Below are 12,389 nucleotides of genomic sequence, written 5' to 3' on the forward strand. Positions count from 1 at the left end.
TCCCATGCGTCTTATTCCATTGATTGTCGCCGCCAGCCTGTTCTCGCCCGGTCTGGATGCTGCCGTGGTCATCAGCGGCACGCGCATCGTCTTCCCCGCTCAACAGCACGATGTGGCCGTCCGTATCCAGAACAAGGGTGAAGAAGCGGCGCTCGTGCAGGCGTGGATCGACGACGGCGACGAAGCGTCGACGCCGCAGAGTGCAAGGAGCCCATTCGTCATGACGCCGCCCGTGTTTCGTATCGATCCGGGCCAGGGCCATACGCTGCGTATCGTGCACGCCGGCGATACGCTCCCTACGGACCACGAGAAGCTTTACTGGCTCAATGTCCTGGAAATCCCACCGAGAGCCGAGGGCGCTACCGACCAGAACCTCCTGCAGTTCGCTTTCCGCCACCGGCTGAAACTCTTCCACCGGCCGGACGGCCTCGCCCTGCCTGTCGTGCGTGCGACGGAAAAACTGCAATGGTCGCTGGTGCGCGAGGCAGGTCGCCCTGCGGTGCAGGTGCACAACGCCTCGCCCTATGTCGTTTCATTTAACGACGTGTCGCTGATCGCCGACGACGCGAAGGTCGGGTCCTGGTCGCTGGGCGGTGGCATGGTCGAACCCGGTGCGACAAAGCGGTTTGCTTTGCCGGACACCGCGACGGCCGGGCACCACGCTCGTGTGTCCTATGCGTCGATCAACGACTTCGGTGCCCTAGTCCCCGGGCAGGCCGACGTGACGCCATGAACAGGAACGGCATCCCATGGCGCGACGACGGCAACCGTGGCATGTCATCCGCCTTGTGGCGGGCATGCTTGCCATGCTGGCGCGATGGGCCCACGCCCAGGATGGTAAGGCGGTCGACTTCGATGCCAGCTTTCTGCCGGGCGGTTCGGCGATGACGGTCGATCTTTCGCGATTTCGGCATGGTAACGCCGTGCTTCCGGGCGTCTACGACGTCGATCTATGGTTGAACGACGAGTGGCAGGCACGTCGCTCCATGCGCTTCGTCGAGCGTGAACCAGGAAGCGATGCCGTTCCCTGTCTGGCGCGTGCCGAACTGGAGCGTGCCGGCCTGGCGGCAACGAGTATTCCGGGTGACGACGATCCTTGCGCGCCGCTGGGCCATCGCATCCCGGGCGCGCGTACCCATCTGGACGTTGCCGAGCAGCGCCTCGACGTCGAGATTCCGCAGGCCCTGCTGGTGCGTCGGCGGCGTGGCGTCCCACCGCGCCATCAGTGGGGTCAGGGTATCGCTGCCGGGATACTGGGCTGGCGTCTCAACATGCAGGACGCATCCTCCCGGGGAAGGCACCGGCGCTCGCTGTTCATGGCTGACGATGCAGGGGTCAACATGGGGTCATGGCGGTTACGGCACTCGGGCGCGGTGACAGGTCGACGCTATCGATCGTCGCAGACGTTCCTCCAGCATCCCCTCGAGGCGATGGAAGCATCGTGGCGCGTGGGCGATCTCTCGCTTGCCGGCGATCTGTTCGAGCCACTCCGGGGCAAGGGGATCCAGCTGGCCAGCGATGCCCGGATGAGCCCACGCGGCAGCATCGGCTACACGCCCGTGGTACGTGGCGTCGCCTCCAGTCGCGCGCGCATACGCATTTCCCAGGGAGGGGCCCTCCTGAGGGAGTTATCCGTGCCCGCGGGCCCCTTCGTACTCGACGATCTTCCCGCGTCCGCGCACGGTGGCGACCTGGTCGTCGACATCGAGGAGGAGCGGGGTGGCCGCCGCCAGATGCGTGTGCCCTATTCGCCCATGCCGGAACTGCTGTCCGAAAGCGAGCATCGTTTCGCGGTAGCCGTCGGCCGTTCGCCATTGGCAGGTCGACGTGACGCGCCATTGGTCCAGGCGCTCTGGCGGCAGGGCCTTTCGCACGGTGTAACGCTGTACGCGGGTCATCGCCGCGTGCGCGACAGCCGCTGGCTGGCTGCAGGTGCGGCCATCGATACACGCCATGGTGGTTTCTCTCTGGACGGCACGCACGCCAGCCGCCGCCGAGGCCGCCCCGGCGAATCCCGCTGGCGCGGTCGCTACGGCGTACGCTGGCGTGACGACAGCCTGCTCTCTGTCGGCGTCACGCATGGCAGCACGCATGGCGGTCCGCATCGTGGCGTGCCTATACGGCCCATAGCGCGGATGTCCCGTTTGCGACGGGCGAGGGAGCAGCGCGTCGACACGCTTTATCAACGGTCGCTCGGGGCAAACGGCGGTGCTCTAGGTGTCGGCCTGTCACACCTCTCACGATCGGGCGACGCTTCCGTCTCGGACCTCACGCTGACATGGAGTCGCCTGTGGGCCTCCGCCGCCCTCGACCTGTCGTTCCGCCGGCGTTATCGCCGGGGCGCCTTGGGCGGCGGACCCTCGGGTGCCACGGAAGGTCAGGTCTCCGTATCGGTGCCATTGGGAGGGCGCGCTGGCGTTACCCAGGCAAGATTCGCCTGGCGTCCCGACGAACGGGGCGGTGAGTGGCAGGCCGGCGTAACGGGAGCTACCCAGGAACATCGTGGATGGGCCTACGCCGCGTCGATGGCTACCGGTCGTGCTCCGGGCGGGCGCTTCGATGCCTCGGCATCACGCGCGTCGGGCGGCGGGGACATCGGCTTCGCCATCAGCCGGTCGACTGGTGCATCGTCCACGTCGCTGTCCGCCTCGGGCGCAGCCATCGTCCATGCGGGAGGCATGACGCTCGCTCCTCACCTGGGCGAGGCGATGGGGCTGGTCCGTGCGCGGCATGCCACGGGGGCACGGCTGACCACATCGTCGCTCGGCCAAATCGATCGCCGTGGCTATGCCGTGCTTCCCGACCTGGCCCCCTACCGCTGGAATCACGTCGACATCGACCCGACAGGTCTGCCTCTGGGCATCACATTCGCCGCCACGCAGGCGCGGGTCGTGCCCACGGCCGGGGCGGTCGTCCTGTTGCCGTTCGACACGGAAGCCCATGCCACGGTCCTGATCGCCGGGCGCATGCGCGATGGCATGCCGCTGCCTTTCGGCGCCGAGGTGATCGATGGCCAGGGCCGCTCGATGGGCTTCGTCGGGCAGGGTGGCAGGGCGCTGGTCCGCTGGGATGAAAGCCCCTCGCCCATCACCGTCCGCTGGTCTGGTGCTGGCGCCGGTGGCTGCGTCCTGAGGATGAAGTCTGTCCGGCAGCAGGGCACGCTCGAACAGCACGAAGGAGATTGCCAATGATGACGGGGAACATCGACGCGACGCCCGGCCATCGTCGCCGTCTGACGCTTGCCTTGGCGGCGGCGCTGGTCTCGCCGACCGTGTGCGCTGACGACACGCTGGATTTTGAGGTCACGGGTGCCGTGACCCCGTCCTGTGTCCTCTCGAACGCCCGGCTCCGGATCGACCTGGGCAGTGTGACGATGGCCGACCTGGCCCAACCCGGGGCGACAAGTGCCTGGCGAGGCGGCTCTTTCATCGCGGTGGACTGCATCGGGGCCTCTCGGGCCACGGTCACCGTACGGGCGCCGCCCTATGCGCCCGACGCACGATTCCTCGCCGTCGTCGGCGGGGCGGGCGGCGTCGCCATCGAGCTGCGCACCGGCACGGGCGAGGCCGTCCCGCCCGATGGCACGACGGCGGTGGGGTTCGACTGGGGCCAGGGAGAGGCCAGGCTGGACTTCGAGGCCCGTTATGTGCGGGTTGGCCCACTGCAGGCGGGTGATGCCGGCGCCTCGGCCGTGGTCCAGATCAGATGGGAATGAGACTGGGACCACACAACGGCCCGGGGGAGGCCCGCCATCCAGCGTTTGCGGTCATGGCGGCCATCGCCCAAACTACCCGGTCGTCCTACGATACGAATTACGAGGGAAATCCATGGCACGCGGCATAAACAAGGTCATTATCGTCGGCAACCTCGGCGCGGACCCCGAGACCCGTTACACCGGCAGCGGCACGGCGATCACCAGCCTGCGCTTGGCCACCTCGGAGGCCTGGACCGACAAGCAGAGCGGTGAGAAGCAGGAGCGGACCGAGTGGCATCGCGTGAAGCTGTTCGGCAAGCTCGCCGAGATCGCCGGCGAATACCTCAAGAAGGGCCGTCAGGTCTACATCGAGGGCTCGCTGCGCACCGACAAGTACACCGACAAGGACGGTATCGAGCGGTACTCGACCGACATCATCGCCAACGAGATGCAGATGCTCGGTGGTCAGGGCGGTGGCGAAGGTGGCGGTGGCGGTAACTTCGCCGGTGGTCAGGGCGGCGGCGCACGCCAGCCGTCGCGCGGCAACTTCGGTGGTGGCGGTGCCGCTGCAGGCGGTGGCGGCGGCGGCCAGCAGCGTGGCGGCGGCAATTACGGCGGCGGCAGCGGTGGTCAGCAACGCGGCGGTGGTGACGACTACGGTCAGCCGCGCGGGGGCAATGCTCCTCCGCAACGCTCGGCACCCCCGGTCAACGAAGGCTTCGACGACGACGATATCCCGTTCTAAGCCTCACTGTCCCGTTGCTAGTATGTCACGGGCGCCCTTGTGCAGGGGCGCCCGTTTTATTTGGGGTGCCTGCTTCGTCACGTGTCCCGCGTGAGCCCGGGACACGCACACGGGCTACATGCGGCCCACGTAACCAGATAGTACGTCAAGGCCCTCCGCGAGATCGGCGCGACCGAACCCGATGCGGAAGCGATCCGTCGGTGTGGGCGTCAAGGTCGACCGGTAGTGGGTTGCCGGCAGCAGCAGGACGCCGGCTTCTTCGACCAGCGATGCCGCAAATGCATCCACCCCCTCCGAGCCGAGATAGCGTGGATAGGCGATGCAGCCTCCGTCCGGTCGATACCACGCGAAGCGATCGCGCCATGTGGCGAAGAACGTGTCGAGCAAGGCCAGGTTCGCGTCCAGGAGACGACGCTGGCGTTCGAGGATGATGTTGCCGGCCTTGAGGGCGATGAGTGCGAGGTGTTCCGACGGGCCCGCATTGCAGATCGACGTGTAGTGCTTGTAACGCTCCATGCGCTGTAGCAGGGAACGGTCGGCACAGGCGATCCAGCCGATGCGAAGTCCTGGCAGGCCATAGGCTTTCGACATCACGCCGAGCGAGACGCCACATTCGTACACGTCGGCGGCATGGGGCAGGTGCATGCTGCCACTGGCTCCCAGCCCGCGGTAGACCTCGTCGCTGAACAGCCAGATGCCATGTTGCCGGCAGAGCGCGACCAGGGCGTCGAAGCGTTCGCGCTCGAGGATCTTGCCGGTCGGGTTGTGGGGAAAGTTGATCGACACGAGCCGCGTGTTCGGCTGGATCGCTGCTGCAACGGCGTCGATGTCCAGCGACCAGTCGTCGTCGGGATCGAGGGCGATACCGGTAACCGCGCAAATCGCGGCAGGTACGGTTTCCGCGGACTGATAGTTGGGTGTGACGACGATGACATGGTCGCCAGGCTCCAGCAGCACGCGCATGGCGACATAGACCCCTTCCTCGGCACCCGCGAAACAGAGCACATCGGCCGCCTGACGCTGCTCGTAGGTGGCGGCGATGGCATCGCGTAGCGCCGGTTCGCCGTAGGTCTGGGTGTAGCCGAGCGAAAGCGATTCGAAAGCGATGCGATCCGCTGGCTCGGCAAGTTCCAGCAAGGCCGACAACGTCATGCTCTGTGCGTCCGAAGCGGCCAGGTTATAGCGCGCACGGAATTCCCAGCGAGAAAAATAGGTTTCCAGGCGGAAGTCGGGGAGGGCGGTCATGTGAAATCTCCGTGCGGCGACGAACTATAGGGCCTGCGGGGCGAGTGCCTCCAGCTTACCCGCCGATGGACGGCCAAACGATCGATGGCACCCGTGCGCCCACCTCGCTAAAGTGGCCGCATGAATCCCCGCCCTGTCTCCCTCTGGCTGCCGGCACTCGCCGTGCTTGGTTCGGTTACGTCGTTGTGCGTCGGCACGTCGTTTGCGAAGAAGCTGTTTCCACTTATCGGCGCGGAAGGCACATCGGCCCTGCGTGTGGGCTTTTCCGCACTGGTACTCCTGGTGGTATGGCGACCCTGGCGGTGGCCGCTGAACCGGCGCGATGCGGGCTTCGTGGTCCGTTATGGCCTGACGCTCGGTGTCATGAACCTGTTGTTCTACATGGCCCTGAAGACCATTCCCTTTGGTGTGGCCGTCGCCATCGAATTCAGCGGGCCGCTGGCGGTCGCCATGATCGGCTCGCGCCGTGCGGTGGATTTTGTCTGGCTTGCCTGCGCCGTGATCGGACTCGCCATGCTGTTGCCGCTGGGTGGGCGGGGTACCGTCGATACGACGGGCGTGATGTTCGCCCTGGGCGCGGCAGTGTGCTGGGGGCTGTATATCGTCTTCGGTAAACAGGCCGGGCACCTCCACGCCGGCCACTCTGTGTCGCTGGGATTGGTGGCGGCGAGTCTCGTTGTCGTGCCCTTTGGCGTGGTGCACGCCGGTGCGGCGTTGTTCGAGCCACGTGTGCTGCTCGCCGGTCTGGGCGTGGCAGTGGTGTCGAGCGCCATTCCCATGTCATTGGAGATGATGGCGTTGAAACGATTACCGAGTGAGACCTTCGGCATCATGGTCAGCCTGGAGCCTGCCGTGGCCTCCTTGCTGGCGATGCTGCTGCTCGGCGAGATGCTTGCCCTGTCGCAATGGCTGGCCATCGGATGCATCGTGCTGGCGTCCATCGGCAGCACCATCACCGCGAGGCGCCCTGTGGCGGTGTCGCCTGAAGTCGTTGGCTGATGGCATCGGCTGATGACATGGGTTAATAATGTGGTGGCCGGGGCAGCGATGCTCCGGATCGCCTTGCGGCGATCCGGAGCTATGACTCACCAGATGCGGCGGATGCCCAGGCTGCCCGTCACCCGACGGTAGCCGTTGGCACCGAAGCGCGTTTCGACATCGGTCCACATCCGCCAACGTGTGGCACGCAGGAAGGTGAGCCCCAGCTTCACGGCGTAGGCATTGCGCGGTACGCCTGCGGAAAACGCGTCGTCGTCGAGGCGGGTGGCATCGAGATGACCCAGACGGCGTAGCCAACTCGCCGTGAAGTAAGGCGACGCCGTGTGTCCGGACGGCGTGTGCCAGCGCGCCGCGCCGCGCAGGCCTAGGCGGGCAGTGGCGCCGCTACCGTGCAGCGGGGCGACCTGCGTACCGTTGACCTCGCGATGCGCGCCGCCGCTGAGGCGCATGGCCGTAAGTTGCGCCTGCGGCTCCAGGTAGACATCGGTGTCGGGATTGAGTGCGCGGCGCCAGCGTCGTCCTGCCTCGATGCTGGCGCTGAGGTTGCCGCTGCCGTAACGCTCCATGGGTAAGGTGACGCCCTCTACGCGCTGGCTGAGGTGAGCGTACTGGGTCCAGCCGCGGACGTAGGTCCCGTTGTCGGTGCGGATGCCCGCATAGAGACCCCCCGCCGAACCGCGCGCGCGGCCCTTGGCGGTGTAGCCCGTGACGCGCGATCGGGCGCTGGTGTCGGCGCGGCCCGTGGATGCCATGACACCGGCATAGCCCTCGGCATCGGAGGCGCCGCGGATCAGGTCGGCACCGAGGGTGAGTTCGCTCGACCCGCTGGTCGTGACGAGCTGATCGCCGATATCGAACGCCGTGTGTCGCCGATCGAAGCGTGCCCAGACACTCTGTCGGGCATCGTCGCGTTCGTCGTCCTGGCCACCGCCGATCCCGCCCTGGAACATATCCAGTGCCGCAGTCTGGTTGGCGCGATAGGTGCCGACCTCCGGACGCAGGATGCGGGATGTCTCCGGCGGCGGTGGCGGTGGCGGTGGAAGCACGTCCGCGGGCGGGTCGATGTCAGGGTTTTCCGGCGTCGGCGTGACGGGGGGCTCGATCGCGGGATCGACGATGGGGTCGGGCTCGCGCGACGAGCGCAGGTACCAGTTACCGTCGTTGGGGGCGTGCACCGAACCCTTGCGCAGGAAATATTCGTAGATCTTGGTGGCCACGCGGCCCTGTAGCCGAAACACCGCATCGGAGCGACCGTCGATGCGGATGAGCGGAATGCCGTCGACGGTATCGGCACCGTTGCCATCGACGTATGTCACCGCAATGCGGCCAGAACCGGAGGCGTTGCCCTGCACATGGATGAGATCGGCCGGTGAGTTGTCGTCACCCTTGTGCGCATTCATGACTAAGAGGCCGTCCTGCCCGTCGTAGTCGCCGCGAATCGTCAGATGTTGGAATGTGCCCGCGGCAGCGTGTGCGAAGGCCAGCGTGCCGCCGTGGTGGCGCAGGCTGGCGATCTCGCTGTCGGCCGTGACGTTCCAGGTGCCATCGCTATCGAGCGTGACGTCACGGACGATGGTGCTTGCACCGGTCCACGAAGCCCCACGGCTGATGGCGAGGGAGGGGCCGTGGGTTCCAGCGGCAGGTGGGACGAAGGGCCCTGCGGTGCGAATGTCGCCAAAGGCATGCGCGTTTTCGTCGAGGACTACGGTGAACGGAAGCGAGGACGCCGGATCGACATCGATCAGGCCATGTTCGGCACCGTCGAGGCGTGCTCCATGGGCGAAGCGTACGGTGCCGGGATCGCGAAGGCGGAGCACCGCCGTGTGCTCGCTGCCGATGCTGCCCCCGTCGACATACAGGTTGCCGCCGCCCAGCACGACGGCGCCATACGCGCCGGCACCGTGCGTCATGACCTGTGTATCGTCCGCGCGGACGGTGCCCTGACTGGTCGCAATGCCGTGTGCGGTTGCGCCGGTGGTGGTCACCGTGGCTTCGATCAGGCGGACTTCGCCTCCGCCCAGGGCCTGCACGGCGTGCGCGGAAATGCCGGCCGTCTTGAGCGCCGTGCCGGTGAGCGAGACGAGGGGGTTGCGGCCGGCGTACTCGCCGCCCCGGGCGTTGACGGCGTACGCCCGGTCGCCGCGCGTGGATACCTCGCCGTCGATCAGCACGACCGACGAGGCGCGATCGTCCACGCCGGTTGCGCCCGCACCCGCGGTGTCGATCCGTGTGCTTTCCAGGCGCATGTTGGCGCCGTCGGCCGTCGTGACGCCACGCGCGTTGTCGCCGGTCGTAGTGAGTGATGTGTTGAGCACGGTGACCGTGCCGCTCTGCTCCTGCCCGGCCAGTGCCGGCGCATAGGCTCCGTGGGTAAGGATGGTGCTGTCAGCGATCGTTGCCACTGCCTGGGCGCCGATGTTGACGCCTGCCGCGCCCTCGCCCTGGGTCGTGATGGTGGCACCCTTGCTGGCGCGCAGCGACGAGTCGGTACCCGTGGCTTCGGCCCCGTGCGAGGTTTTCCCCGTCGTGAGAACCTGCGTGCCCGCCAGCGAGAAACTGCCGCCGTTTTCCGCGAGCACACCGATGGACGTATTGCCGGTGGTCGTGACGCTGCCACGGATGAACTGCCCGTCGGCGCCGTCCTGGTTGAAGTAGGCGCCGCGCGCGACGCCGGCCTCTGTCACGAGGGCGACATCGCGCAGTGCGACATTCGCGCGTCGGGTGCCCTGGACCCAGAGAGCTGCGGAGCCGCCGCCGTGGGTTTCCAGGGTGCCGCCGGTCATCTCGAACGTGCTGCCCGCGCCGCGTACCTCGACGGCGCTGGCGGAGTCGCCGTAGGTTTCGAGGATTGCCCTGCGCGCCGTGGCGCCACCACCGCCTCTGATCAGGAGCACGGATTCCGACTCGCCGCGGGTTTCGAAGGCTTCGCCGGGGATGTCGAGGATGCCACCGTCGACGATCCAGGGTGGCGGTGCCGCACCGGCGACCGGCGCCAGGACGGCACCGACCATGGCGGCGAGGTAACGCCGGCGTTGCGGCGTGCGCCGCGAGATGCGGGAGGGTTGGGGGGTGCTCACGAGGCCTTTCTCCTTGTCTGGTCATCGGCAGGGCGCCGATGGCAACTTCCAGCTGACAGAATAGGGACTGGCTTCCGAGGGGGGAACGCGATTATTCTGAAAATGTCTGCGAGCACGTCTAGCGCTGCGCCGCCGGACATCCACGCTTCATTATTGTCGTTGCATCCTAGGAGAGCCTATCTTCGGACGGTTTCGTCGAGGATGCGAGTTCCAACCGCCTGCCGACGCGGCTACTCTGGGAGATGCTGCCTTACCGGCAGGATGTCCAAGACGTACCCGTTTATGTATTACACATTGAGGAGCAAAGAATCATGAAGGTCATTTCTATCGCCGCCCTGGCTTTTGTCGCCGTCGCCGCCCTGTCGGGTTGCAACAAGTCGGAAGACAACGCCGCCCCCGCCGACGCCCCGGCTGCTGCCGCCACCGCACCGGCCGCCACCGCACCGGCCGACGCTCCGGCTGCCGCCACCACCGCACCGGCTGCCACTGCGACTGCCCCGGCTCCGGCTCCGGCTTCGACCGCTCCGGCTCAGTAAGTTCGTCCATCGTCGGTGTCCTTCGGGGCGTGACGAGGAAAACGCCGCTCTTCGGAGCGGCTTTTTTTTGCACGATCGTCGGGGTCGCACGCATGGGACGTGGCCGTCATCGCCAGGATGCGGCACGCTAGGGCGGTTGCCTGCTGCCCTAGGACGCCGTTGCCATGACATCCCTCCCGCTCCTGCCGCGCCTGCTGGCGCTCTCGTTCGCCGTGACCGCCGGCCTGGCCCACGCCCAGACGGCGCCGATGACGCCGGACATCCCGGCGAGCTTCGCCAGTCCCACCGCCGCCGACGACTTCATCAAGCGCGTGGTCGAGATCCCCATGCGCGACGGGGTCAAGCTGCATACGGTGATCGTGATTCCCCGAAACGCCCACCATGCCCCCATCCTGCTGACACGCACGCCTTACGACGCCGATGGCCGGACCAGCCGGGCCGATGCCACGACGATGCGCGACGTGCTGCCGCAGGGTGACGAGGTATTCGTCGATGCCGGCTACATCCGCGTCTTCCAGGATATCCGCGGCAAGTACGGGTCCGAGGGCGACTACGTGATGACGCGCCCGCTGCACGGTCCGCTCAACGCCTCCGCCGTGGATCACTCGACCGACGCCTACGACACCATCGACTGGCTGACGAAGAACCTGCCCGAGTCGAACGGCAAGGTCGGCATGATCGGCTCGTCCTACGAGGGTTTCACGGTGGTCATGGCGTTGGTCAACCCGCATCCCGCCCTGAAGGTGGCCGCACCCGAAAGCCCCATGGTGGATGGCTGGATGGGCGACGACTGGTTCCATTACGGCGCGTTCCGGCAGACCAACTTCGATTACATCGCCGGCCAGAACGCCAGGCGTGGCAAGGGCGAGGCCATCAGCCGGGCCGGTTACGACGACTACACCAACTTCCTGCGGGCAGGCTCCGCAGGCGATTACGCTCGTGCCGCGGGCCTCGACGCGCTGCCCTACTGGCGCAAGCTGAGCGAGCATCCGGCCTACGACGCGTACTGGCAGGGCCAGGCACTCGACAAGGAAATGGCAAGGCAGCCGCTGAAAGTCCCGGTGATGTGGATACAGGGCCTGTGGGACCAGGAGGACATGTGGGGGGCGATCCATAGCTATGAGGCGGTCGAACCCAAGGACCGCGCCAACACCATGAATTACCTGGTCATGGGTCCGTGGCGCCACAGCCAGGTCAACTACAGCGGTGCGTCGCTGGGCGCGCTGGCGTGGGACGGCGACACCGCGTTGCAGTTCCGGCGCGATGTCCTGTTGCCGTTCTTCAACCAATACCTGCTGGACGGCGCGCCGAAGGCGAAGACGCCGCCTGTGCTGATCTACAACACCGGCGAGAACCACTGGGATCGCTTTTCGTCCTGGCCGCAGGGGAAAAAGACCCGGCCGTTGTACCTCAATGCCAATGGAAAGTTGTCATTTGCGGCGCCGGCGGCCGCTGCGCCGGGTTATGACACGTATGTGTCCGATCCGGCCAAGCCGGTGCCCTACGTACCGCGCCCGGTCCATTTTGCCGATCGTCAGTCGTGGACGACATGGCTGGTCCAGGACCAGCGTTTCGTCGACGGTCGCCCGGATGTCCTGACCTACATGACCGAGCCGCTCACCGCACCCTTGCGGGTGGCGGGCGCACCCCAGGTCGACCTTTACGCCTCCACCAGCGGCACTGACAGCGACTGGGTGGTGAAGCTGATCGATGTCTATCCGGAGACCAACGCCTCCAACCCCACGATGGGCGGGTACGAACTGGCAGTGTCGATGGACATCCTGCGTGGCCGCTACCGCGAGGGATTCACCGAGGCGAAACCGCTCACGCCCGACACGCCGCTGCCCTACCGCTTCGGCCTGCCTACCGTGGATCACACCTTCCTGCCCGGGCATCGGGTCATGGTCCAGGTGCAATCGTCATGGTTCCCTCTCTACGATCGCAACCCGCAGACCTTCGTGCCGAATATCTTCTTCGCCAGGCCTGCCGATTACCGCAAGGCCACGCAGCAGGTATGGCATGCGCCGGGCAAGGCCAGCGCGATCGAGCTGCCCGTGATCGACGACGCGAACTAGGCGTTGGCGTTACCTGCA

General features: G+C 66.6%; 9 protein-coding genes. 7 read left to right on the plus strand and 2 right to left on the minus strand.

All coding sequences use genetic code 11. From position 1 onward, the window contains the following. Nucleotides 1-4 precede the first annotated feature (4 nt). The 4 genes from QRN34_RS08045 to ssb all read left to right on the plus strand — a co-directional run bounded on the left by QRN34_RS08045 (nucleotide 5) and on the right by ssb (nucleotide 4,439). Nucleotides 5-733 carry a fimbria/pilus periplasmic chaperone gene (locus QRN34_RS08045; RefSeq protein WP_285403529.1) on the plus strand — a complete coding sequence of 243 codons (729 nt, stop codon included), beginning with the start codon at nucleotides 5-7 and terminating at the stop codon, nucleotides 731-733. A gap of 16 nt (nucleotides 734-749) precedes the next feature. Then, complete coding sequence (locus tag QRN34_RS08050) at nucleotides 750-3,191, plus strand: fimbria/pilus outer membrane usher protein (RefSeq protein WP_285403530.1); 2,442 nt, start codon at nucleotides 750-752, stop codon at nucleotides 3,189-3,191. After that, nucleotides 3,188-3,715: a fimbrial protein gene (locus tag QRN34_RS08055; RefSeq protein WP_285403531.1), complete on the plus strand. Its 528-nt coding sequence runs from the start codon at nucleotides 3,188-3,190 to the stop codon at nucleotides 3,713-3,715. Before QRN34_RS08050 ends, QRN34_RS08055 begins: the two co-directional genes overlap by 4 nt. A gap of 112 nt (nucleotides 3,716-3,827) precedes the next feature. Further along, nucleotides 3,828-4,439: a single-stranded DNA-binding protein gene (gene ssb / locus QRN34_RS08060; protein WP_285403532.1), complete on the plus strand. Its 612-nt coding sequence runs from the start codon at nucleotides 3,828-3,830 to the stop codon at nucleotides 4,437-4,439. A 114-nt stretch (nucleotides 4,440-4,553) separates the two neighbouring features. On the opposite strand, the gene QRN34_RS08065 is transcribed toward ssb, so the two are convergent. Beyond that, a complete protein-coding gene (locus tag QRN34_RS08065) occupies nucleotides 4,554-5,684 on the minus strand; it encodes an aminotransferase class I/II-fold pyridoxal phosphate-dependent enzyme (protein WP_285403533.1) in 1,131 nt (376 codons plus the stop codon). Nucleotides 5,685-5,804: 120 nt separating this feature from the next. Here QRN34_RS08065 and QRN34_RS08070 point away from each other — a divergent pair, with 120 nt between their 5' ends. Beyond that, nucleotides 5,805-6,683, plus strand: coding sequence for an EamA family transporter (locus QRN34_RS08070; protein WP_285403534.1), 879 nt, complete (start codon nucleotides 5,805-5,807; stop codon nucleotides 6,681-6,683). Nucleotides 6,684-6,769: 86 nt separating this feature from the next. Here QRN34_RS08070 and QRN34_RS08075 read toward each other — a convergent pair whose 3' ends face one another. Further along, nucleotides 6,770-9,760, minus strand: a complete 2,991-nt coding sequence (locus QRN34_RS08075; RefSeq protein WP_285403535.1) for an autotransporter outer membrane beta-barrel domain-containing protein — start codon at nucleotides 9,758-9,760, stop codon at nucleotides 6,770-6,772. Nucleotides 9,761-10,071: 311 nt separating this feature from the next. Between QRN34_RS08075 and QRN34_RS08080 the strand changes: the two genes are divergently transcribed. Next, nucleotides 10,072-10,296: a hypothetical protein gene (locus QRN34_RS08080; RefSeq protein ID WP_285403536.1), complete on the plus strand. Its 225-nt coding sequence runs from the start codon at nucleotides 10,072-10,074 to the stop codon at nucleotides 10,294-10,296. A gap of 164 nt (nucleotides 10,297-10,460) precedes the next feature. Then, nucleotides 10,461-12,371 carry a CocE/NonD family hydrolase gene (locus QRN34_RS08085; protein ID WP_285403537.1) on the plus strand — a complete coding sequence of 637 codons (1,911 nt, stop codon included), beginning with the start codon at nucleotides 10,461-10,463 and terminating at the stop codon, nucleotides 12,369-12,371. The last annotated feature ends 18 nt before the right edge of the window (nucleotides 12,372-12,389 follow it).

This window comes from Luteibacter sp. ME-Dv--P-043b (assembly GCF_030209605.1).
In the GTDB taxonomy this organism is placed as follows: Bacteria; Pseudomonadota; Gammaproteobacteria; order Xanthomonadales; family Rhodanobacteraceae; genus Luteibacter.